Consider the following 23787-nt stretch of genomic DNA (forward strand, 5'->3'; position numbering starts at 1 on the left):
CGGCTAGGCGCCGCCGCCGGCCGCGGTCGTGGTGACCGGCGGTTGTGTCGTGGTCGGCGGCTTGGTGGTGGTCGGTTGTGTTGTCGTCGGCTGAGTAGTCGTGGGCTGGGTGGTGGTCGGTTGCGTGGTGGTGGTCGTCGTCGGCGTCGTTGTGGTCGTCGTCGTGGTGGTTGTCGTGGTCGGGCTTGTGGTTGTGGTGGTGGGCTCGGTGGTCGTGGTGCCCGATGTGGGGGTGTCGGTCGACGTGTGCGTCTGGGTGATGACGGTCGTGGGGGTGATGACGGTGGTGGTTCCCTGGCCGTCAGGCCCGACGGTGACCGTGGTGACCGGCGGCAACATCGACACCGTGGTGCTGGTCTCGGTCACCGGTGTCGAATCGCCCGACGAGCTGGTCAGCGTCACCGCGAGCCCCCCCGCCGCGAGCAGGACCGCGGCAGCGGCTGCCGCGAACAGGATCACCGGCCGCTTGTACCAGGGCAGTGGTCCGGGCTCGGCCTCGAACGCCTCTTCTTCGTGGGCGAAAGCCATCTGCGGGCGAGCGGAGGTGGGGCCCGTCCCGCCGCTCTCGTAGTTGTAGTTGTAGTCGGGCCCGGCGTAGGGCACGGGTTCGTCGGTGGGAGCGTCGTCGTCCTGCGACCACGCGAGCGAGCGGAACGTCGCCGATGCGGCTCCGTCGGCCGCGGACTCGGCCGCGGCAGCGCCGGCCGCGCCCACGGCCCATGCGCTCGGCGCCATGCCGGTCGGGGCGTCCGCGGGGTTGATGCCGGGTGCCATGCCGGTCGGGGCGTCGGCAGCGACGATGCCGGGGGCCATGCCGGTCGGGGCACCCGCGTCGGCGACGACGTCGGCCACCAGCGCCGCGCCCGCCGCGGCGGTGAGTTGCGGCTGCGGCGACGTGACGACCGGCGCTCGCAGTTGCTCCGACAGGCGCTGGGTGACCAGCGGAATGGCTGCCGAGCCGCCGACCGTCGCCACCGCAGTCACGCTGGACAACGCAATGTTGTTGCGCTGCAACGTATCTGCCACGCTGTTCAGCAGCCCGGTGAGCGGCCCGGCGACGAGCTGCTCGAGCTCGGAGCGCGTGACCCGGACATCGGAGGTGAACCCGGGGAGCTCGGTCGGTATGACGGCGACGGTGTCGGCAGACAAACGCTCCTTGGCCTGGCGGCAATCGGAGCGCAGCCGGGCCAGCGAGCCGACCGCAGCGGTACCGGCCGGGTCGGCGTTGCCGGCAGCGGCGACACCGCTGAGCACGTGGTTGAGCAGCGCCTGATCCACCTGGTCGCCGGAGAAGTCCGGATACCGCACGGTCTGGCCGATCTGGGTCAGACCGGCCCCTGCGTCGGCGAGTGTCACGCTGGTACCGCTGCCGCCGAGGTCGCACAGCACCACGACGCCTTCGGTGGGCAGGCCGGGACCCGCGCGCAACGCCGCGAGTGCGGCCAGGGAATCCGGGACGAGTTCGGCGGGGACACCGTCGGGAGCCAGTGCGGGCCTGCCGCGCAGGGCGCCGCGCAACGCCCCGACCGTGGCGGGTCCCCAGTACGCGGGGACCGCGATCGTGACCGGTGAACCGCCGCCGGCGGCGCGGGCCATGGCGTCGAGGGCCTCGGCCAGCGCGAGCTCACCACGGTGCTGGGAACCGTCGGCGGCGACGATCGGCACCGGATCGCCCACCCGCTCGACGAACCCCGTCAGGGCCAGGCCCTGACCGCCGTATTCGCCGACCTCTGGAGCCCGATCGGAGAAGAGCGTGAGGATCGATCGGCGAACGACCGGCGGACGGCCCTCGCGGGCAGCCACCAAGTTGGTTGTCCCGATCGACAACCCCAGTGCGTCGGTCATCAGGCGTCACTCCTGTGTTGTCGGGGCCGTCCCCACGATAGCGGCTGGCCCCCTGGTGTCGAGGATCCATCCCCTAGTCGCCAGAATCCCCTAACGGCCGACCCCCTAATTGAACCGCCAAGGGGGTGGGTTGGACACCGATCCCAGTGACGCCACTGGTGGATAGCATCGATGACAGCCGTCACGAGACGGGTCCGAGATGGTCACAAGAGGGTAAGGAAGGTGTCATGGCGAATTCGCTACTCGACTTTGTCATGTCACTCGTGCGTGATCCCGACGCGGCCGCCCGTTATGCCGCCGACCCGTCGCAAGCCATTTCTGATGCCCACCTGACCGGTGTGACCAGCGTCGATGTCAACAATCTCATCCCGGTGGTGTCCGAATCACTGACCGGAGGCGAGGGGTTCGGCACCGAACCCGCGGGCAACGTCTGGGCAAGCGGGGCGGCCACCGCAGCGTTCGACGCCTTCGGCGACCATGTGCCCGCCGCGGCCACGCCCGCCGACACCGGGCACATCGTGGACCAGGTGATCACCCAGCCCGATCACATCGCGCCCGCGGCTCTCGACGACTACTTCACCGACAGCGGGCTCAGCCAGCAGTCGCTGGACGATTCATCGCTGCAGTTCAGCAACCCCGTCATCGATGACGCACCGGCCACCCACGCCGACTTCGGTAGCGAGTGGGCGCCCCCCGCAGTGGACGATCACCACCACGACGATGGTGGGGCCGGCTTCGATCTGTTCAGCTGAACGCCGACGCATCTAACCGTAGCGAATTAGCGCACAACCCCTCGGTTGTGCGCTTTTTTGACGTTGACGTGCATAGATGGCGTTCTCTCAGCGATTGACCATATTTGCTTCAGGAACCCCTAGCGATCCCCTAATCCCCTAATGGGTCCCCATGGGGTACCCCCGGTGGACCTGCGGACGGGAGGGGATCCGGCCCCGTTTCCGGGGGCTTGCGCGGCCCATAACGTTGTCACCAGTTCGCCGGGACACCCCGGAACGAGAACCAGAACCTCAGTCAAGACCCAACGAAAGGCAGTACCGAGATGACCACTCTGATCGACTTCATCATGGACCTGTTCCGCAGCCCCGCCGCTGCCGCGGCCTACGTGGCCGACCCGGAAGGCGCTCTGCGTGACGCCGGCCTGCCGAACGTGACCGCCGCGCAGCTGGCCTCGGTGGCCGCCACCGCCGCTCCCGCCGGCATCGCCCTCGGCAACGGCGACCCGGTCTACGGCCTGCAGCGCGCCGTGGCCGACTACCACAGCATCGCCTCGCCGTTCTCCCCGCAGACGGCGTTCACGTCGCAGCCGACCTTCGCTCCGCAGACCGACACCTCACTGCTGAGCGGCAACTCGACCGACCTGGCCAGCCACAACAACGTGCCGATCATGAGCCCCAACCAGGACGCGGGCGCCAACGCCCAGCAGGGTGCGTTCAACCTGGGCTTCGGTGACATCACCCTCGGTGACAAGACCACGACCACCAACACCGCCACCAACGGCGGTGTGGTCAACACCGGACACTCCAGCGGCCCTATCGTCACCGGTGACGGCGCCGTTCTCGGCCACGGCAACACCGTCAACAACGGCGATGTCTGGGCCGGCTCCGGCTCGCACGTCGCCGTCGGCCAGGGCAACGAGATCTCGGACAGCTCGCAGCACGCAGGCGGTCAGATCATCTCCGGCAACGACGGTCCGGTCATCAGCGGCAACGACATGAGCGGCGGCCATGGCGGCGGCGCCAGCGCCAGCGGCAGCGGCGGTGGCCTGCTCAACATCGGCGGCAGCGGCGGCCACGCCAACGCCGGCGACGGCGGCAACGCCGGCTCGATCATCGTGACCAGCAACGACAGCCACGCAGTGGGCGGCAACCAGACCACCGCGGGTCACGACATCGGCAGCGGCAACACCAGCTCGATCGACTCATCGGTGCACACCGCGTCGTCGACCCACACCTCGCTGTCCGACCAGTCGGTGCACGACAGCTCGGTGGGCAACACCAGCACGGTGCACAGCGACAGCTCGGTGCACAGCTCCGTGACCGACGACTCGGTGCACCAGGTCGGTGGCCTGCACACCAACGTGTCGACCACCAACGATGTGGCCAGCCACAACACCGTCGACCCGCACGCCGGGTTCCACGGCTTCTGATCGGAACAGCACCGCTACTGGCGGGGACCCCAAGGGTCCCCGCCAGTTCGCCGTTTACCGTTAGAGGCCGGAGGACTCGCGAATGACGCAACCGAATGACCCCCGCAGGGCACCGGCCGGCGGGCCGGCCAGACCAATCGCGGTGATCGTCGAGCTGATCGACCACACCAGCAGGATCGCCGGTGCTAGAGATCGCGGTGATCTCGTGGAGAGCCTGGCCCGCGCCAAGGCGCGCATCAGCGACCCGCATATTCGGGTGGTCATCGCCGGCCAGCTCAAACAGGGCAAGAGTCAGCTGCTCAACTCGCTGCTGAACATGCCGGTGGCCCGGGTCGGCGACGACGAGAGCACGGTGCTGGCCACCATGGTGTCCTACGGTGAACAGCCGTCGGCCCGGCTGGTGGTGGCACGGCCCGACGGGGCGGAACCCGAACTCATCGACATCCCGCCGGGTGAACTGCGCAACGATCTGCGCCGGGCCCCGCAGGCAGGCGGGCGGCAGGTGTTGCGGGTCGAGGTGACCGCACCGAGCCCCCTGCTGCAGGGCGGCCTGGCGTTCATCGACACCCCGGGCGTGGGTGGACACGGGCAGCCGCACCTGTCGGCGACACTGGGCCTGCTCCCTGACGCCGACGCGATGCTGATGGTCAGCGACACCAGCCAGGAATTCACCGAGACCGAGCTCAGGTTCATCCGTCAGGCACTCGAAATATGCCCGGTGGCAACGATTGTCGCGACCAAGACCGATCTGTACCCACATTGGCGGGACATCGTCGCCGCCAACACCGCCCACCTGCAACGCGCCGGGCTGAACGTCTCGGTGACGCCGGTGTCGAGTGTGCTGCGCAGCCATGCCATCCAGCTCAACGACAAGGAACTCAACGAGGAGTCCAACTTTCCGGCGATCGTCAACTTCCTCTCCGAACGGGTGCTGTCCCGCGAGAACGACCGCATCCGCGATCAGGTGGTCGACGACATCCGTTCCGCTGCAGAACATTTGATGCTGGCGGTGGAAAGCGAGCTGGCCGCGATCAACGATCCGGAGGTCCGTGCACAACTGACGAGCGAGCTGGAGCGGCGCAAGCAGGAGGCGCAGGACGCCCTCGCACAGAGCGCGCTGTGGCAGCAGGTGCTCAACGACGGTATCGCCGATCTCACCGCAGACGTGGATCACGATCTGCGGCAACGGTTCCGGACCATCAGCGCGCACACCGAGAAGATGCTCGACAAGGTCGACCCCACGGCGCACTGGGCCGAGATCGGTGCTGAGCTCGAGGACGCGGTGGCCACCGCGGTCGGCGACAACTTCGTGTGGGCCTACCAGCGGGCCGAGGCGCTGGCCGCCGAGGTGGCCGACACCTTCACCAAGGCGGGCCTTGACGCAGTGGCCCTTCCTCAGATCGACGCGCGCGAAATGGGCGCTGGTTTCGGGGAATTCAGCTCAGTGCAGAAACTGGAGGCCGGGCCAATCCGGGCTGGCCACAAGCTCGTCACCGGTATGCGCGGTTCCTACGGCGGCGTCCTGATGTTCGGCATGATCACCTCGTTCGCCGGCCTCGGCATGTTCAACCCGCTGTCGCTGGGTGCGGGACTCCTGTTGGGCCGCAAGGCTTACAAGGAGGACATGGAGAACCGGATGCTGCGGGTCCGCGGCGAAGCCAAGGCCAACGTGCGCAAGTTCGTCGACGACGTCGCGTTCGTGGTGGGCAAGGAATCCCGTGACCGGCTCAAGGCCATCCAGCGTCAGCTGCGCGATCACTACCGCGACGTGGCCAACCAGACCAACCGTTCGCTCAACGAATCCCTGCAGGCCACCCTCGCGGCGGCCAAGGTCGAAGAGAACGAGCGCAACGCCCGGGTGGCCGAACTGGAGCGTCAGCTCAACATCCTCAAGCAAGTGGTTCAGCATGCGGGGAACCTGGCCGCGTGAGCACGAGCGATCAGGTACGGACGATTCTGAGCGGCACCATCCAGGCGTACCGGGGTGACCCGGCGTACCGTGACCGACCCGACGTGCACAACGAGCTCGACCGGATCGGGCGCCGGCTCAACCAGCCCATCCGCATCGCGCTGGCGGGCACGCTCAAGGCGGGCAAGTCCACGCTGGTGAACGCGCTGGTGGGCGAGGACATCGCACCCACCGACGCCACCGAGGCGACGCGCATCGTCACGTGGTTCCGGCACGGCCCCACCCCGAAGGTGACGGCCAACCACCGCGGGGGCAGGCGGTCCAACGTGCCGATCGCACGCGACCCCCACGACCGGGGCCTGACGTTCAGTTTTTCCGCCCTCGATCCCGTCGACGTGGTCGACCTCGACGTCGAATGGCCCGCGGCCGAGCTGATCGACACCACGATCATCGACACCCCGGGCACATCGTCGCTGTCGCGTGACGTCTCCGAACGCACACATCGGCTGCTGGTGCCCGAAGACGGGGTGCCGCGCGTCGACGCGGTGGTGTTCCTGCTGCGCACCCTCAACGCCGCCGACATTGCCCTGCTCAAGCAGATCGGTGAGCTGGTCGGCGGTTCGTCGGGTGCGCTCGGTGTGATCGGGGTGGCATCGCGGGCCGACGAGATCGGCGCCGGTCGCATCGACGCGATGATGTCGGCCAAGGACGTCGCCAAACGGTTCACCGCCGAGATGGACAAGACCGGCATCTGCCAGGCCGTGGTGCCCGTGTCGGGGTTGCTCGCGCTGACCGCCCGCACGTTGCGCCAGAGCGAGTTCGTCGCGCTGGAGAAGCTCGCCGGGGTCGACGCCGCCGAGATCAACAAGGCCATGCTGTCGGTGGATCGCTTTGTGCGCGAGGACAGTTCACTGCCGGTGGACGCCGCGACGCGCGCGGCGCTGCTCGAGCGGTTCGGCATGTTCGGCATCAGGATCTCCATCGCGGTGCTGCGCGCAGGCATCACCGACTCGGTGGCGCTGGCCGACGAATTGCTCGAGCGCAGTGGCCTGGTCGCGTTGCGCGATGTCATCGACCAGCAGTTCGCGCAGCGCTCCGATCTGCTCAAGGCGCACACCGCGCTGCTGTCGCTGCGGCAGTTTGTGCAGCACAACCCGATCTACGCGACGCCCTACATCCTGGCCGACATCGATCCGCTGCTCGCGGACACGCACGCGTTCGAGGAACTGCGGCTGCTCAGCCAGCTGCGCGGGCGCCCGACGACGCTCAACGACGACGAGATGGCGTCGCTGCGACGCATCATCGGAGGATCGGGCACCGATGCCGCGAGCCGGCTCGGTCTGCAACCCGATACGCCTTACGACGGGCCCCGCGCGGCGTTCGCGGCCGCGCAGCGCTGGCGCCGGCGGGCCGAGCATCCGCTCAACGACCCGTTCACCACCCGCGCGTGCCGGGCCGCGGTCCGCAGCGCCGAGGCGTTGGTTGCCGAATATTCAGCCCGCAACCGCTGACCGCGACTAACGAATCGGGGCCCTCGACCGACATAGAAGGTATGCGTGGTTGCCTGGGGTTGTCGGTTGGTGCGGCCAACCTGACAGCGGTTGCTGACCAGGCGCCGATCGTGCGGCGTAGCGTGCTGACCCTGTTCCGGGACCGCATGCCTGAGGTCGGCGTCTTGGGCGGAGACGGACTTGTCATCACCGGTTTCGTGGAGCGGGTCGGTGACCCGGTTCCGTTGCTGGCTGCCGACGGCTCAGCTCATCGCGGCGAGCAATTGCTGGCCGCCGCGGTGGAATCGCTCACCCGGGTAGCCAGTCCGGCGCAGCGACCGGAGCGCACTGTCGTGGCGGTGCCCGCCTATTGGGGCCCGGCAGCGTTCGATGCGGCCCGCGCCGCGATGCCCGGGGTACGGGTGGTTTCCGACGCCGTCGCAGCGCTGACGGCGATGCAGGCGCATCCCGGGCTGCCGGCCCGTGGCGTTGTCGCCCTCGTCGATTTCGGGGCCACCGGAACGAGCCTCACGCTCGCCGATGCGAGTGCGCGCTTCGCGCCGATCGGACAGACCGTGCGCTACGACGACTTCTCCGGCGATCTCGTCGATCAGGAGCTTCTGCGGCACGTGCTGGCCAGCCTCGACGCCGATGCCTCGGGCACGGCGGCCGTCGCTGCACTGTCCCGGCTGCGTGAGGAATCGCGGGCCGCCAAGGAACGGTTGAGCTACGAGGCTGCGACCGGGTTGCCCGGCCCGGCGCCGGGAAGGATGCTGCGCCTCACGCGCGCCGAGCTCGAGGCGGTGGTCGATGCGCCGCTGGGCGGGGTGATCGAGGCGCTGCATGATCTGCTGCGGCGCACCGGCGTGCACCCGGCACAGCTGGCCGCGCTGGTCACCGTTGGTGGGACGGCGCGGATTCCCCTTGTGACGCAGCGGCTTTCGGAAGCCTTCCGGATGTCGGTGACCACCGTTGCGCAGGCTCAGGTGGTGACCGCGATCGGCGCGGGTCTGCTGGCCCGCCGCGGCGAGGCCGAGACGGCGGCGACGCGGGCGGTGACGGCTGCCCCCTTCGCGCCCGCATCGACGACCGGCACGGTGGCTGCTGCATCGCAGGCGCCGGCCGCGCTGGCGTGGTCGGTCAGCGACCCGGCGGCCGAGGTCATGGACTACGTGCCCGAGTCGGTGTCTGAGGATTCCGCGCGGCCCGCGTTCGTGTTCGCCGAGGCACCGCGTGAGCCCGCCGCGGCTTCCCGCACGCCGTGGTACCGCGGCATCGTGGTGTGCGCCGCGGCGCTGCTCACGGTCGTCGGCACCGCCGGGCTGCTGCTGTCGGCTCACGCCGACAAGATGGACGCCACGCCTGCCAGTGGTCCGGCGGCACCCGGGCTCGCGCCGGCTGAAGCTCCACTGGCGCAGGTCGGTGCGGCCCCGCCGACCCGCACCGTCGTCGTGCAGGATCCGGGGGTACCCGGGCCCGCTCCCGCGGTGTCGCCGTCGTCCGCGCCGTATTCGGTGCAGCGTCAGCAGGTCCCAGCGGCTGCGGCGCCGCAGGCCGCTCCCGGCCCGGCTCTACCCCCGGCCGCGGACCCGGCTCCGGCGGACATCCCCGCACCGGCCGCGGTGCCACCGGCCCCCGAGCTGCCGCCCATCCCGCAGTTCCCGATTCCGGCGCTTCCGCTGCCGCAGTTACCGGTTCCGCAGCTACCGCAGTTGCCGATCCCGACGTTCTCGCCCCCGCCGCCGACGCACACGCCTACGCCGACGCCGGAACCGACCCAAACCCCGACACCCGAGCCGACGCATACCCACACCGTGCCGCCACCGCCCGAGCCGACGCACACTCAGGCGCCCGAGCCGACGGCTGCGCCCAGCTCGCCGCCGAAGCCGTCGCATTCGACGGAGCCGACGACCTCGGCCGTGCCTACGCCCTAAACGCTGCTAGACGGCGGCAGTTTCCGTGACCCGAAGGTGGATCAGCGTGGGCCGGTCGGCGTTGAGTGCGGCCTCGACCGCATCGGTCAACAGCGCGGGGGACTCGATGGTGGTCCCGTAGCAGCCGAGTGATCGGGCCAGGGCGGCGAAGTCGGGACTGGCCAGATCGACCGCGTGCACGGTGTCGCCGCGGTCGGCCATCTCGTTACGGATCTCGCCGTAGCCTCCGTTGTCGACGATGACGACGGGTATGGCCAAGCCGGCCTGCGCGGCAGCCGCGAGTTCGGCGACGGTGAACATGACACCGCCGTCGCCCAGCAGCGCGACCACTTTGCGTTGTGGCGCAGCGATTTTCGCGCCGATCGCCGCCGGTAGTCCGTAGCCGAGGGTGCCCACCCCGGTCGGATAGAGAAAGGACCGCGGCCGGTGCAGCGGAAGATTGGACAGCGCACCGTAGTAGCAGGCCATCGCGCTGTCGGCGGCGATGAGGGCGCTGTCGTCGAGCGCGGCGTCCAACGCGGCACACAGCTCGAGGTAGGCGCTGCCTTCGCGCTGAGCGTCCTGCCGGAGCAATCGCCGCCACTGCGCTGAAGATTCGCCGCGATCAGCGCGCCCCGGGGCGGTGAGGCCGGCGAGCACGGCGGCGAGCGTCTCGGCGGCGTCACCGATCAGAGCGACGGCGGGGGAGATGTTTGTCGCCGCGGCCGTGGGATCGATGTCGATGCGAATCACGGTGCTCTGCTGCGATATCGGTCCCCACCACCAGTCGGACGGGGCCAGTTCGGTGCCGACCGCCACGATCACGTCGCTGGCGGCGACCAACTGTTTGACGGTGGGATGATGCACCCCGGCGCCCAACGACAACGGATGTGTCTCGGGCAGAACACCTTTGCCGTTCGCGGTGGTGATAACCGGCGCCTGCAATGCCTCGGCGAATTCACGGACTTCGGCGGCCGCGCCCGACGCCCCGCCGCCGACGATCAGCAATGGGTGCTCAGCGGCGTCCAAAAGCTGTGCCGCTGACCGGATCGACTCCTGATCCGGGCGACCCGGGCGACGGGCGTAGGGCGGCACCAGCGCCGTGGTGGCCTCGTGATCAAGGAGGTCCAGCGGGATTTCCAGGTACGCGGGCCGGGGACGCGCACTGGTCATCGCGGCGAAGCACTGCGCGACCGCCAACGGTATCTCTTCGACCGTGGTCACGCGTTGTGCATGCCCGACGATCGAATCCATTGCGCGGAGCTGGTCTTTGACCTCGTGGAGATACCCGTTGCCCAGGCTGGGGTGGTGCAGCGGCAGGCCCGGTGCGATGAACAGGACCGGCACGGAGTCCGAATACGCCTGGGCCGCAGCGGCTGCGGCGTTGAGGATTGCCGGGCCGGTGGTCGTCACCACCACCCCGGGTTTCCCGCTGACCCGGGCGTAGCCGTCGGCGGCATAGCCTGCACCCTGTTCGTGGCGCGTCAGCACGTGCCGGATGCCCGTGGCGCCCAGGGCGGCGTACACCGGCAGGTTGTGTGTCCCCGGAATGCCGAAGACCACGTCGACGCCGTGCAGGGTCAACGCGTCGACCAGAGCTTGGCCGCCGCTGCGGCGCTGTCCGACAGGCGCGGTCGTGGCTTCGGTGTCAGTGCTCATGGGTCCTTCCGGGGGTATACGTGATGTCGTTGGGCCGCAGGCTAACTGGGGTAAGTGGTGGTCAGCTTATCGAGCCGGTCGGTGGCCATGGTGTACGCGGCGGCGCGCGCGGTGATCTTGTCAGCGGCGGCCAACGCGAACATCTCGCTGCTCAACTCGCGCAGCCGCGTCGAGATCTTGGCGAACGATTGCTCGGCACTTCCGTCGATGTCGCCGAACAGTACCCACCACCACCACGCGTTGGTCGCCGAATTGGCCACGAAGTCGGGCACGATCACGATTCCGCGCGCGGCGAGGTCGGTCTCGGCGTCCGGGGTGACCGGCATGTTGGCAGCCTCGACGATCAGTTTGGCCGTCACCTCGTGCTGGTTGGTGGCGTTGATGCAGTACGACGTGGCCGCGGGGACCAGTACGTCGGCCGCGACCGACAGCCAGCGGTCACCGGGCAGTTCGACGTCGTCCGGGCCCAGCTCTGCGCGGTTGACGCCGCCGCTGGGGGTGCGCGTCAGCAGCAGCCGCTCGACGTCGAGTCCGTTCGGGTTGGCGACGACGCCGTGCACGTCGGCGATGCCGACCACCCGCACCCCAGCGCGCTGCAGGTACCGGGCGGTCGCCCCGCCCATCGACCCGAACCCCTGGATGAACGCCGTGGAGGCATCGGGGCGCAGACCGTGCAACTCCATCGCAGCCAGAGCCGCTTCGGCGACGCCGTAGCCCCCGACCAGCTCATCGAGCTTGACGCCGTCGACGTCCGTGCCGAACGCGACCCGCATCCGGGCCTGCGCCTCGTCGGGATCGTCGAGGTGCCGGTAGGCCGCATCCACCGAGCTGCCGAGACCGAGCTGGGCAATGCACTTGTCGACGGTCTCCTGGCGAACGCCGAAGTCCTCGCCCATGGTCCAGCGCTGCTCGATGAGGGGTTTCATCGCTTCGAGGTAGCGGTAGAGCACCGACTCGGCCGCCGGATCGGAGGGTTCGAAGTCGATACCGCCCTTGGCGCCGCCCAGCGGAACGTAGCGGGCGGCCTCTTCGTAGTGAATGGCCTCTTTGAGGGTCATACCGCGGGCCAGTCCACGGACCTCGTCCAGCGAGCAGCCTTTGCGCATCCGCAGGCCGCCGCTGCTGATGCCGCGTACCAGCCGATCGAGCACCAGATATCCGCGGGCGCCGGTGACCGGGTCCGTCCAGATCGCCTCGAAGACAGGCGAGTCGTCGGCCTGCTCGACCGAACCGATGGCGTTGGGCAAAGAAAGAGACATGAGACTCCCCAAAAGTGACTGACTAGGCAGTCAGTATGGAGAGTGGGTCAGGTCACGTCAAGTCTGGAGTGGATCGTCGCCGCGCTATGCGGATGTGGTGGGCAGTCCGAGTTCGTTGCGCAGGGCGTCCTCGGTCCAGCGGTGAATCTCCTCCGTGGTCACCGCTCCGCCGAGGGCGACGGACTGGACGGCCAGGCCGTCGAGCAGCAGCGTGAGGCGCCAGGCCGCCCCGTGCGGATCCGGGGTGTGGAATTCGCCCGAACCGACGCCTTCCGCGATGAGCATAGCCACGGTCTGGCGCCACTGTGAATCCATGTCCTTGACGACTTTTCGCAAGTTCTCGTCGTGCAGGCCGGCTGACCACGACTCGATCCACAGTCGCCAGCCGAGCGCGTTCCCGGTGGGCCCATAGTGATGCAAGACCGCGCGCAGTCGGTCGAGCACCGGCTGGGTGGCGACGCTGTCGAGCGTGTTGCGGAGTTGGGTCAGATCGCGTTCGGCGGCAACGGCGAACGCGTGTTCAACCAGATTTGCCAGCGTCTCGAAGTGGTAGAAGATCAGGCCCGTGCTCACGCCGAGGCGTTTGGCGATGTCGACGGTGCGAAGCTGTCCGACGCCGTTCTCGGTGATGAACTCGATGGTCGTGGCCACGATGTCGTCGGCGCGGCCAGGGGACTGTTTCTGTGATCGGACCACATCGGCACCGTACCCGGCCTCATCTGCGCAGGTGGCGCAGTGATGGCGCACGCGCTCTTGACAAATTGTGACGCGCGCCGCACAGTCTACCTGCTTACTGAGTGAACAGTCAGTCGTTGTGGGTCCTCGCACATCCGGTCCGCTTCGACACGTAGGGACAGTGGCAGAACCAGGAGAAACCGCTTTGACGCAACAAATCATCGAAGAGCCAGAGATCGAGCGTCCCAAAGGGCGGCTGCGGCAAGGGCTCCGCCGGTTCGACGTCTTTTTCCTGTTGCTGTGTTCGCTGGTCGGTCTGGACACCATCGGCGCCCTTGCGGCGTCAGGGCCCGAGGCGTTCGCCTGGCTACTCGTCTTCTCGGTGGTGTTCTTCGTGCCCTACGGGTTGATCGTCAGCGAACTGAGTTCGACCTTCCCCCTCGAGGGCGGCCAATACACCTGGGTACGTATGGCATTCGGGCGCGGCGTGGCATCCGTCGCCCAGTTCGTGTACTGGCTGTCCAACCCGGTGTGGGTCGGCGGTGCTTTGGCGGTGGTGGCATTGGCGACCTTCCAAACCTTCATCCATCCCCTGCCCGGGGCATGGACGTATGTCTTTGGCCTGGCTTTCGTCTGGGCGGGTGTGCTGGCCGTGTCCGTCTCACTCGAAGCCGGTCGCTGGGTGCCCATCGCCGGTGCGGTGGCACGCATCGTCCTGCTCGGATTCTTCTTCGTGTCGACGGTGGTCTACGGCGTCATCCACGGAGTGCAACCGCTCACCGCATCGGACTTCTCCCCGTCGTATCTGGGGTTCCTCGCTCTCGCACCGCTGATCGTGTTCACTTTCGTCGGGTTCGAGGTCTCCTCGGCGGCCGCCGAGGAAATGGAAGCCCCGCAACGCACCATCCCGCTCGGTGTCATGCGCTCCGGGCTGGCCGCGTTCCTGATGGTCGCCGCCCCGGTGGTGGCGATTCTGGTGGTCCTGCCGCGCGACCAGGTGAGCCACTTGAGCGGCTTTCTCGACGCAGCCAAACTCGTCTTCACCATCTACGGAGGCCACGTCGGTCCCGACGGCACCGTCGAATTGACCGGTGCGGGTGAGGTTATCGGCGTCATCTGCGCCGCAGGCGTCATCATCGCGCTCTTCACCAGCGGAGTGAGCTGGGCGATCGGGGAGAGCCGCGCTCAGGCCACCGCGTGCTCGGACGGCAGCGGTCCCGCATGGCTGGGCCAGATCTCGGAGCGGTTCGGCACCCCGGTGCGCATCAACGTCTTGGCCGGAATCCTCGCGACCGTCGTTATGGTTGCGGCGCTGAACTTCACGTCCGGTGATATCGGCAAATACTTCAGCGTCGGGCTCAATCTGGCCATCTCGATGACCATGGTGGCCTACCTGGTGATGTTCCCGGCGCTGATGGTTCTGGACCGCAAATACCCTGACGCCAATCGGCCGTTCCGCATCCCGGGAGGTACCGTCGGCCGGTATCTGTGTTCAGCGGCAGCCACACTCGTGGTCATCTTCACCCTCGTTCAGCTGCTCTACCCGGGCGCCGGCCTCGGTCTCTTCGGCTCTCCCGGCACCCCCGATGACGCGCTGCCTGCCGGATTCGCCGGCGACCGCCTGGGTTACGAACTGGGCCAATTGATTCCGATGGGCCTGTTCATCGCCATGGGGATCGGGTTCTACCTGATCGGGCAGCGAGAAATGCGACGCGCAGACCGCACGCTCCAAGCGGTGGACGACCCGCTGGGGTGATCGGCGGCCTCAGTTCCCGGGCAGCGGATAGAGCGTGCGCGTCACGTTCGTCCGCACCCGGGGACGGCTGGTACCGGCGTCGCCCGCATGGGTCCGGGTGGTGGGGAGCTGCCCCGTGGTCGACGGCCCGGTCGACGACGTGTCGCTCGATGACGAGGTGTCCGAACCCGACGTGGTTGCGGTGTCCGACGGTCCCATGATCTCGGAGGTGCTCACCGGTGGGGTGGTCGTGATCGTGGCGGTCGTGGTCGTCGTCGAAGCCGCCGGCGCCGACGAGGAAAATGTCGGGTCGACGAATTGGGTGGGTGCCTCTTCCGGGCTGTTGGCGTTGCTGGTCAAGCTCACCACCGCCCATACCAGTAGGGCGATGACGCCAAGCGCCACGGCGCTCGCACCCGCGACCGCCGAGGTCGAATGGTGCCAGGGCTGATCATGAGCCCGGTCGTCGTCGTCCTTGGCGGTCACGGGGTCCGATGATAATCGCGCTACCTGGTCTTGCCCCTATCAGTTCAATTGGCGGATGACCTCGGTGGAGAACAGCTCGATGTGATCGAGATCGGCCATGTCGAGCATCTGCAGGTAGACCCGTTGCACGCCCGCTTCGAGGAACGGCGCCAGCTTGTCGACGATCTCCGCGGGCGTCCCGACCAGCGGCGAATTACTGCGAAGCTCATCGACTTCGCGGTTGATCGCGGCGGCTCGGGTGGCGATCTCGGCGTCGGTGCGCCCCGCACACAGCACGAACGCCGCGGAGTAGGTCAGCGAGTCGGGGGCTCTCCCCGCAGCGGCAACCGCGTCGGCGACCCGGGCGAACTGCGCCGTGAGGACGTCGAGAGGGACGAAGGGGATGTTGAACTCGGCGGCGAATTCGGCGGCCAGCGCAGGCGTGCGCTTGGGGCCGCCGCCTCCGATGATGATCGGCGGATGCGACTGCGTGGGCTTGGGCAGGGCCGGTGAGTCGACGACGGTGTAGTGCTTGCCGTCGAAGTCGAACTTGTCCCCGACCGGGGTGTCCCACATGCCGGTGATGATGCGCAGCTGTTCGGTGAGCCGGTCGAACCGTTCGCCCAGCGGCGGGAACGGGATGGCGTAGGCCTGGTGCTCGGCTTCGAACCATCCTGCCCCGATACCCAATTCGACACGGCCACCGCTCATTTCGTCGACCTGCGCGACGGAGATGGCCAGTGGACCGGGGTGGCGGAAGGTCGCCGAGGTGACCATGGTGCCGAGCCGGATGGTCGACGTCTCGCGGGCGATGCCCGCCAGCGTCACCCAGGAGTCGGTCGGACCCGGCAGGCCGTCGCCGCTCATCGCCAGGTAGTGGTCCGACCGGAAGAACGCCGAGTAATTCAGCGCTTCGGCGGCGCGGGCGACAGCGAGCTGATCGGAGTACGTAGCGCCTTGCTGGGGTTCGACGAACACACGGAAGTCCATGGGCGCCAGAGTATCGGGGATCTCACCTCGGCGACGCTTCGTGACCGAGCTCGTCGAACCGGGCCAGCGCGGCGTCGAGGTCGGCTTCGTCGAACAGTTCGCAGCGATTGATCAGATCACCGGCGAGCGTGAGCAGCGCGATCTCACGCCATTCGGCGTCGAAGCCCTCCGGTGACGTCCCGTGTACCGCCTGTGTGACGAGCGCGCCGTATTCGTTCAGGCGATGGACGGCCTCGACGTGTGCCTCGGCCCGGGGCGTGACGTCCCAGGTCGCCTGGATGTACGAGGTCTGCTCACCGGGAGCGAAGGCGATCGCGGCGTAGCCCGCCATGATGGCCGACCAGGTCCGCGCGAACGGCGCCGCCTCGCCGGCGAGATAACGGGCATCGAGTTCGGCGTAAGCCGCGTCGAGGTCATCGGGATCGAAGGTGATTACCGCGGCGATTCGCTCGTCGCGGTCCAGGCCGACGACTTCGAGGACGTATACGCCAAACGCAGCGGCCCGTTGGTCTGCGTATTGCGAGCGCCTGAGCACCAGGCGATCACCGCGCGTCGCAATGACGGTGGTTGCCGTGATGCTGACGCCGAGGTCGATGATCGCGCGGGCGTCCTGGATCGCGGCTTCCCGACCGAGCCGAATTCCGGAGCCCACGAGGTGACGACGATCGTCACCGTAGAAGTCTTCGGCCAGCATGGCCGCGATCGCGGCCAGATCTGAGTCAGCAAAACACTCATGGAAGCGCGCGTACATGTCGCTTGCGGTGTTGTGAAGATGCCCGGTCGCCGGCTGAAGTTCGTCGAACCTCCTCAACGCAGTGTCGAGGTCGGCCTCGTCGAAGAGTTCGGAGTGGCTGATCATGTCGCCGTCGACCATCAGGATGTGGATGTCCCGCCACTCTGCGTGGAAGCCGCCCTGTGAGATCCCTTGCGCCACATGGGTGACTACTCCACCGAGGGCACTCAGCCGATGCACCGCAACGATGTGGATCTTGGTGTCAGGCGAATCCTCCCATGCGGCTTGGATATAACTGATCATGTCGCCAGGCTGGAAACCCGCTCCACGACGGTTGTCGATGTTCACCCAGCCAGGTGTCGTCGCGGCGAGTTCGTGGCGGTTGAATGCGGCGTATGCAGCCATGATGGCCGACCAGGTCCGCGCGAACGGCGCCGCCTCACCGGCGAGATAACGGGCATCGAGTTCGGCGTAAGCCGCGTCGACGTCGTCGGGATCGAACACGACGCGCGCCACAACCTGTCCGTCGGCATCCGTTTCGACCACGTCGAGGACGTCGGCGTGGAACGCCTCCGGTACTTCGCCGCTCGATGCTCGTGCACGATTGAGCACCATGCGATCGCCACGGACCGCGACGGTGTGCGACGTCCAATTCGTGACTCCAACCCCGGCGATGCCCGACATCTCACTGATCACGGCATCGCGCCCGCATTGGACGCCGGCGTTGACCACCAGGCGACGGTCGTCGTTGGAGACATTCTCAGCCAGCATCTCGGCCAGCGCGGCCCAGTTGCCGCTGGTGTAGCAGTCCTTGATGCGCTCGTAGGTACGGGTTGCCGCGTTTTCCAACTTTGGTGTCGGCCGGGTGAGTTGGTCGAACTGCGCAAGCGCAGCACCGAGATCGGCCTCGTCGAACAGCTCGATTCGACTCAGCCGGTCGCCGTCGATCGTCAGTAAACAAACGTCGCGCCACTCGGCGTCGAATCCTTGCTGCGAAGTTCCACGTGCGACATGAGTGACGACGGCGCCCAAGCTGCTCAACTCATGTATCGCCTCGATGTAGATGGTGGCCTGCGATGTGATGTTCCAGATGGCGTGGAGCGACGCTCCCAGGCCACCGGCTTCGATGGTGACCACTGGTCGATGATCGGTATCGATCCCCATCACCGTCGTTGCAGGAAGCTCGTGACGATTGAGTGTGGCGTACGCGTCGGCGATGATCGACCACGTGTGCGCGTACTGGGCAGCTTCCCCGGCACGATAGCGGGCGTCCAATTCTGCTACGGCAGCATCGAAGTCGTCGACGTCGAAGAGGACACCGCCCGCGATCAAGCCGGCAGAGTCAATTTCCACAACGCTCAGCATCTCGAGGGCGAAGGCATTCGGCACGTCGCCTCCGGACACGCGCACCCGTAGGAGCGCGAGGTACTCGCCGCGGGTCGCGATGACGACTGACTCGATCACCTCGACGCCCACGGCGATGGCTGCCCGCAAGCTTGCCAGCTGGGTATCTCGGCCGCGTTGGATGCCGCTACTCACCACCTTGCGGCGATCGTCGTTCCACACATCCTCGGCGATCATCTCAGCCATGGAATCCCAGTCCCGCGCCAGGAGGTGCGCGTTGAACTTGTCGTGCAGGCGGCTCGCTGTGTTTTCCAACTTCGGCGTCGGCCGGGTGAGTGCGTCGAATTGCGCAAGCGCAGCGCCGAGATCGGCCTCGTCGAACAGCTCGGCACGGTCAACCTGTTCGCCATCGAACATGAGAAGGATGACCTCGCGCCACTCTGCGTGAAAGCCTGTTCGGGAGGTGCCGTGGACCACATGGGTGATGACCGCGCCAAGGTCGTTGAGCCGATGGACGGTCTCGACATAGCCCCTGACATCGGGTGCGACGTCCCAGGTGGCGTGCATATATGCGACGACTTCGCCGGGCGCGAACGCTCTTGCTCGTCGGTGGTCGATGTTCACGCAGTTCGAGGTCAAGTGGAGTTCTTGGCTATTCGCTGCGGCGTAGTTCCGTAGGACTACGGACCACGTGTGCGCATGGGGACTCGCTTCGCCCGCGAGGAATCGCGCGTCGAGTTCTGCCAAGGCCGCATCGAAGTCGTCGGGATCGAACACAGCCTTTGCAACCAGCAACCCTCGGGTATCGACCTGGGTTACCTCGAGCGCTTCGACGCCGAACGTCGATGGCCGAGCGGCCCGATCTTCGAAGCGAAGTCGATTGAGGCACAGGAGGTCCCCTCGCACGGCCAGAGTTGATTTTGTCGTCAGGGCACCCATCGCTGCGCGAACGTAGTCGACTGCCGTCGTGCGGTCGTTGTTCTCACTGCGCGCACTCTGCCGTCTGTCATCAATCCGGACGTCATCGATGAACAACGTGCCTGTCTCTTCGATTCGATCATCGCCAAGCAACTTGATCAACTGATCATCGGCGCGAGTCGCCTTGTTTTCCAGCGACGTTCGGGCATGCTGTGCCCCGAACTCAGCGTGCAGCGAGTCGAGCTCGGTGAGCGCGGCATCCATGTCGTCGAGGTCGAACCATATCTGCAGAGCGATTCGGCCTGCGTCGTCGATGCCAAACACCTGGAGAAATTCGTCCTCAGGTGCCCCAGCGCTCACGTCGGCGGTGCCCACTCTCAATCGGGAAAGGGCCAGGCGCTCACCTCGAGTGGCGATGACCGTCGCGGTGACGCGCATGCCCCCGGTCTCGAGGTTGAGTCGGTTCTGGTGCACCCAGTCCGAAGGCACGTCGACCGGCGCGAAACCGACGATCTTGCGACGACTTTCGACAGTGGCCGTGGCCGCGAACAGTTGCTCGAACTGGTCCCATGCCCCGCGGTCGGCAGTCGCCAGCACGCGCTCGCCAGCTCGGACACACGAGGTATCGAGCTTGATGCTCGGTAGCTCAGGTAGAACCGGCGTAGTAGTACCGACGGCGCCGCCGAGAATGTGACGTGCCTTCTCGGCAAGGGCTGCAGCGCCTTTGCGCCCGTAGAGGTCCGCTGCACGCTGTGCCGCAGACCGCGCGCCCGCCGCGTCGCCGGCGGCGTTCAGCATAGAGACAGGTGCGAGGCAGGCGTCGCCATGATCGACCAACGCGTCGGTCCGTTCGGCCAGGGCCACGGCCGCCTCGGCGACTCGGCGTGCCTCCGCGTGGTCGTTGCTGCGGGAAAGCAGTTGTGCCCTGAGGACGCGCCAGGCTATCGACGCCTTCAACGCGTGGCCTGCGCGATGCTCACTCTCTGTACACAGTTCGTCGGCTTCGGCGTCGCGATCGAGCGCCAGGCATGCCCGCCCCAACAGTGCAGCAGTCTCAGCCGTATCGGCGTCGAGTCCGATCCGGCGAAAGCCCTTGTACGCCAGGCGTAGACGGAGTTCGGCGGCCGCCGGATCGTCGAGAATCAGTTCGATGATGCCGGCGAAGTGTTCAACCTCCAAGGCCGCATGCCGCAAGCCCAGTTCGGTGACCGTTCGGCGAGCCGAGTCGATCATGCGTCGTGCCGCGCCGGGGCGCCCGCGGTACGCCTCCAACACGGCTTGGCACCGCGTCGATATGGCTTCTACCGCAGGTGAGTCGGTGGTGATCCGCAACAGCCGCACGACGTCAAGACAGCGTCCGCCCGCGCGCGGTACCGGATTCGGACCCCAGAGCGCCGCGAGGGGCGCTCCCACCAGCACGTTGTTCACCATCCGGTGTTCTCGTGCGCGCCGAGCGACCGAAAGCGCGCGGTCCAATGCGGTTTCGCAGTCGCCGATCCGGCCGAGCCGGGCGAGGCACGCGGCGCGCACGGTGTGGGCCTTGGCTTCTCCTGCCCCATCGTCCAATTCGGCCAACTGCTCGGCGGCTCTGTTCAACGCGACTTCGAGATCATCGAGTCGTTCGGGGTGGATCTGCATCATCAGCTGTCCCTCGAAGCACGTCGCCCACGCCGAGAGACGCGCTGAATCGTGGGTCGCCGCTTGGAGTTGGGAGACTGCGCTTACCGCCGACGCGACGTCACCCGCGGCCAACAGTGCCTCGCAGCGCGCAACCAGTAGTTCGGCGCGCTGGTCGTCGCGGTCCGGCAGCTCGTCATCGAGCTCTTCGAGAGCGTGCAGGGCATGATCGTAGAGTTCGGCAGCGCCTTCGTAGGCGAGCCGGGTCATGGCCTGGTCGGCGGCCCGTCGACAATATTCGACGGCCTTGAATGCGTTTCCAGCCCAGGCGCATTCGAAGTAGTGGTGTGCCAGTTCGGCCAGGCGCTGATCGTCGACGCCGGGTGCGTTCTCCAGGGTGGTGGCAATGCGCTGGTGCAGCCGCATGCGCCGGACGGACGCCAATTCGGCCAAGAGCGACTGACGGACGATGGCGTGGTTGAACCGGTAGCGTCCACCGGGCTCCTCGATGACGATGCCTGCCGCGCACGCTTCGTCGAACGCATCGACCAGTTCGCGGCCGACCACCTGCTCCACCAGGTCCACGGCAAACCGGCTGCCGACGACCGCAGCGGCGGAAAGTGCTTGGTTGGTGCCTGCGGAAAGTCGGGACAGCCTGCGGCTCACGGCTTCTCGTACGCCTTGCGGCAGCGTGCTCGGGTCCCAGCGGCCACCGCTTTCGCCGACGTGACGCAGAGCTTCGATGAGAAAGAACGGATTACCCCCGGTGACCGACGCCAACGCCCTGGCCAGTTCTCCGTCGTCGTAACCGGCCTCGGCGACGTATTCGGTCACGTCGTCGGCCCCCAGACCGCTGAGCTGAATGCGACCGGCGAATCCGTCGCGATTGAGATCGGCAAGCATCGCCGCGAGCGGATGTGAACGGTCGAGATCGGTGCTGCGGTACGTACCGACAACTTGGACGCGGGCGTGTTCGCCGAACCGTAGGACGTGCCGCAACAGCAGCAGCGTGGGTTTGGCGGCCCAGTGCAGGTCGTCGAGAACCAGCACGATGGGTGCTGCCGCAGAGGCGATTTCGAGGAGAGCGACGACGGCGTCGAACAGTGCGTAGCGTTCGGTGTCCGGGTCGGTTGGCGTCGGTGCGGCCAGATCCGGCAGCACGTCGAGCAGTCCAGGAACCAATGGCAGCAACGCTTCGACGCCGCGCAGGCCCCGCAGCCGGCTGCCCCCGACGCACGGCACAAGCACGCGCAGCGATTCCGCGAACGGCTGGTACGGCGCGCCGAGGTCCTCGTCGCACCGACCGTACAGCACGACGGCACCTTCTTGGTATGCCCGGCAAGACCATTCGCCGGCCAGTCGAGTCTTGCCCACACCGGGTTCGCCGGCGATCAGCACTGCTCGGGTGCCGCCTGTGAGCGTGGCTTGCCAGGCGGACGTGAGATGGCTGAGCTCGGACTCGCGACCGACGAAGGGGCCGGATCCGGTGAGTACGGCGGGCAATTCGGGTCGAGCGATCGGGGGAGTGCTTGGGGGCGGTGCATAGTCGTGGGTGTCGAGGCGAATTTCGTAAACGTGCTCGGGGCGTGCCAGGTTCTTCAGTTGCCTCGTCCCCAGATCCACGAGCGCAACGTCGTCGGAGAGGGAATCGATCACGAGTTCGGCTGTCGCACCGGAACACAGGATCTGGCCACCCGTGGCCAGGGATCGTAGCCGGGCAGCGCGGTTGACCGATCGACCGAAGTAGTCCCCATCGCGGAGTTCTGCCTCGCCGGTGTGCACGGCGACGCGGATACGCATGGGTTCCGCCAGCGCCCACGGCTCCTGGAGGATTGCTTCTTGCAGCTCGATGGCGGCTGACGCGGCCGCTGACGGGCGGTCGAAGACCGAGAATGTCGCGTCGCCCTCGCCGCGCGTCTTGATCAACCGACCGCCGCGCGATGTGATGACCTGTTCGATGAGCTCATCGTGGCGGGCGAGCGCCACCGCCATGGCGTCGGCGTCGGCCTCCCATGCGGCGGTCGACCCCTCGATGTCGGTGAGCAGGAAGGTCACGGCGCGTGTCACGGCGGGAACATGTTGTGCCGCAGGGAGATCGAGTGCGTCGTCCTGCGCGACGATCGCGGCCTCGAGACGTCGAAGCTCGGGACTCGGGTCGATTCCCAACTCGTCCGCCAGCAGCGTGCGGGCGCGTCGGTACGCGCCCAGCGCCTCACCCTGCCTGCCGGCACGGTACAGGGCGAGCATGAGCTGTCCCCAACGCCTTTCGCGTAGGGGTGCGTCCGCCACCGCGGCTTCAAGTTCGCCGATGATCTCCGCCGCCCTGCCGCTCGTGAGCAGCGCGTCTGCCCGATCTTCGATCAGTGCGGCGTGGCCTTCAGCCCAGCGTGTCTTCTCTGACGTTCCGCGCCGGCCGTCGGGAAGCTCTGGGACTCCCCGCCACAGCGCCACTGCCTCGCCGAACCGAGCCACCGCACTGCTGGTGTCGCCGGAGGCAGCTGCGGCGCGGCCCAGCCCGGCTGCCCGCTTGTAGCGTGAGGCATCAACTTCGGCGGCGCTCAGGCGCCATCCGGTTCCCTCGGTCAGGACGAATCCGTCGCCGAGCGCGTGTCGCAACGACGAGATGTGGGTCTGCAGGGCTTTGACGGCGGTTCGCGGTGGTGCGTCGCCCCACAGCAACTCGATCAACGTGGTGGCGGGGACCACCGAGCCGCCGTGCAACCCAAGCATCGTGAGTATCGCGCGCGGCTTCGCGCCCGGTATGAGGACGGGCGCACCGTCTTTTCGAACCTGGAGAGGTCCCAAAACCTCCAGTTCCACCGATGGAAGCGTACTCACACCTGACATCGTCGGTGTGACGTTTCAACATGCGGTCAAGGTCGAGTAAAGGCTTGCCGGGCGGCGAACCCGGGACGATTGAACCACACCCAACTCTTCTTGGCATCGGGGAATCCTGTTGTGGCGTAAGGCCTGTGGATGAAGTGTGGGTTGTGGATAACTGGTTGGGGTGTCGGGTGGTGGCGGTAGAATTCGAACATGCTTGCGAACGCGGTGATGGACCGGGAAACGGTCCT

General features: G+C 67.3%; 14 protein-coding genes. 7 read left to right on the forward strand and 7 right to left on the reverse strand.

Annotated features, from left to right (window positions below; translation table 11 throughout):
- Positions 1-3 precede the first annotated feature (3 nt).
- Positions 4-1845 (reverse strand): Hsp70 family protein, encoded by a 1842-nt coding sequence (locus tag RMCB_RS17535; protein ID WP_062829781.1) that lies wholly within the window; start codon positions 1843-1845, stop codon positions 4-6.
- A 227-nt stretch (positions 1846-2072) separates the two neighbouring features.
- On the opposite strand from RMCB_RS17535, the gene RMCB_RS17540 reads away from it, so the two are divergent.
- From RMCB_RS17540 to RMCB_RS17560, 5 genes are all read left to right on the forward strand, one after another.
- The gene (locus RMCB_RS17540; protein WP_029366877.1) at positions 2073-2597 is read left to right on the forward strand and encodes an Rv0340 family IniB-related protein; all 525 of its coding nucleotides are present in this window, start codon (positions 2073-2075) and stop codon (positions 2595-2597) included.
- 302 nt (positions 2598-2899) lie between these two features.
- Complete coding sequence (locus tag RMCB_RS17545; protein WP_029366878.1) at positions 2900-4006, forward strand: IniB N-terminal domain-containing protein; 1107 nt, start codon at positions 2900-2902, stop codon at positions 4004-4006.
- A gap of 82 nt (positions 4007-4088) precedes the next feature.
- Complete coding sequence (iniA, locus tag RMCB_RS17550) at positions 4089-5936, forward strand: isoniazid-induced dynamin-like GTPase IniA (protein WP_062829782.1); 1848 nt, start codon at positions 4089-4091, stop codon at positions 5934-5936.
- Positions 5933-7426: a dynamin family protein gene (locus tag RMCB_RS17555; protein WP_062829783.1), complete on the forward strand. Its 1494-nt coding sequence runs from the start codon at positions 5933-5935 to the stop codon at positions 7424-7426. Before iniA ends, RMCB_RS17555 begins: the two co-directional genes overlap by 4 nt.
- Positions 7427-7467: 41 nt before the next feature.
- A complete protein-coding gene (locus tag RMCB_RS17560; RefSeq protein WP_062829784.1) occupies positions 7468-9339 on the forward strand; it encodes an Hsp70 family protein in 1872 nt (623 codons plus the stop codon).
- Positions 9340-9345: 6 nt separating this feature from the next.
- On the opposite strand, the gene RMCB_RS17565 is transcribed toward RMCB_RS17560, so the two are convergent.
- The 3 genes from RMCB_RS17565 to RMCB_RS17575 form a co-directional block, all read right to left on the reverse strand.
- Positions 9346-10977 carry a thiamine pyrophosphate-binding protein gene (locus RMCB_RS17565; RefSeq protein WP_062829785.1) on the reverse strand — a complete coding sequence of 544 codons (1632 nt, stop codon included), beginning with the start codon at positions 10975-10977 and terminating at the stop codon, positions 9346-9348.
- Between the two features lie 41 nt (positions 10978-11018).
- Positions 11019-12236: a Glu/Leu/Phe/Val dehydrogenase dimerization domain-containing protein gene (locus tag RMCB_RS17570; protein ID WP_062829786.1), complete on the reverse strand. Its 1218-nt coding sequence runs from the start codon at positions 12234-12236 to the stop codon at positions 11019-11021.
- A gap of 84 nt (positions 12237-12320) precedes the next feature.
- Entirely contained in the window at positions 12321-12932 is a 612-nt protein-coding gene (locus RMCB_RS17575; RefSeq protein WP_062829816.1) for a TetR/AcrR family transcriptional regulator, read from the reverse strand.
- Positions 12933-13116: 184 nt separating this feature from the next.
- On the opposite strand from RMCB_RS17575, the gene RMCB_RS17580 reads away from it, so the two are divergent.
- Entirely contained in the window at positions 13117-14667 is a 1551-nt protein-coding gene (locus tag RMCB_RS17580) for an APC family permease (RefSeq protein WP_165606298.1), read from the forward strand.
- A gap of 34 nt (positions 14668-14701) precedes the next feature.
- A complete protein-coding gene (locus tag RMCB_RS17585) occupies positions 14702-15097 on the forward strand; it encodes a hypothetical protein (RefSeq protein ID WP_063979633.1) in 396 nt (131 codons plus the stop codon).
- A gap of 74 nt (positions 15098-15171) precedes the next feature.
- Here RMCB_RS17585 and RMCB_RS17590 read toward each other — a convergent pair whose 3' ends face one another.
- The 3 genes from RMCB_RS17590 to RMCB_RS36355 form a co-directional block, all read right to left on the reverse strand.
- Positions 15172-16101: a TIGR03560 family F420-dependent LLM class oxidoreductase gene (locus RMCB_RS17590; protein WP_029366887.1), complete on the reverse strand. Its 930-nt coding sequence runs from the start codon at positions 16099-16101 to the stop codon at positions 15172-15174.
- A gap of 22 nt (positions 16102-16123) precedes the next feature.
- Positions 16124-23533 (reverse strand): ATP-binding protein, encoded by a 7410-nt coding sequence (locus RMCB_RS17595; protein ID WP_267887329.1) that lies wholly within the window; start codon positions 23531-23533, stop codon positions 16124-16126.
- A gap of 53 nt (positions 23534-23586) precedes the next feature.
- A partial coding sequence (locus RMCB_RS36355; RefSeq protein WP_206779460.1) for a hypothetical protein occupies positions 23587-23787 on the reverse strand: 201 nt, incomplete at its 5' end.

Source organism: Mycolicibacterium brisbanense, assembly GCF_001570425.1.
Taxonomy (GTDB): Bacteria; Actinomycetota; Actinomycetes; order Mycobacteriales; family Mycobacteriaceae; genus Mycobacterium; species Mycobacterium brisbanense.

Bases quoted from the DNA above. Each gene is read 5' to 3' on its own strand.
- RMCB_RS17545 (WP_029366878.1), top strand. From the start codon at position 2,900: ATGACCACTCTGATCGACTTCATCATGGACCTGTTCCGCAGCCCCGCC.
- RMCB_RS17540 (WP_029366877.1), top strand. From the start codon at position 2,073: ATGGCGAATTCGCTACTCGACTTTGTCATGTCACTCGTGCGTGATCCC.
- RMCB_RS17570 (WP_062829786.1), bottom strand. From the start codon at position 12,236: ATGTCTCTTTCTTTGCCCAACGCCATCGGTTCGGTCGAGCAGGCCGAC.
- RMCB_RS17565 (WP_062829785.1), bottom strand. From the start codon at position 10,977: ATGAGCACTGACACCGAAGCCACGACCGCGCCTGTCGGACAGCGCCGC.
- RMCB_RS17535 (WP_062829781.1), bottom strand. From the start codon at position 1,845: ATGACCGACGCACTGGGGTTGTCGATCGGGACAACCAACTTGGTGGCT.
- iniA (WP_062829782.1), top strand. From the start codon at position 4,089: ATGACGCAACCGAATGACCCCCGCAGGGCACCGGCCGGCGGGCCGGCC.
- RMCB_RS17560 (WP_062829784.1), top strand. From the start codon at position 7,468: ATGCGTGGTTGCCTGGGGTTGTCGGTTGGTGCGGCCAACCTGACAGCG.
- RMCB_RS17590 (WP_029366887.1), bottom strand. From the start codon at position 16,101: ATGGACTTCCGTGTGTTCGTCGAACCCCAGCAAGGCGCTACGTACTCC.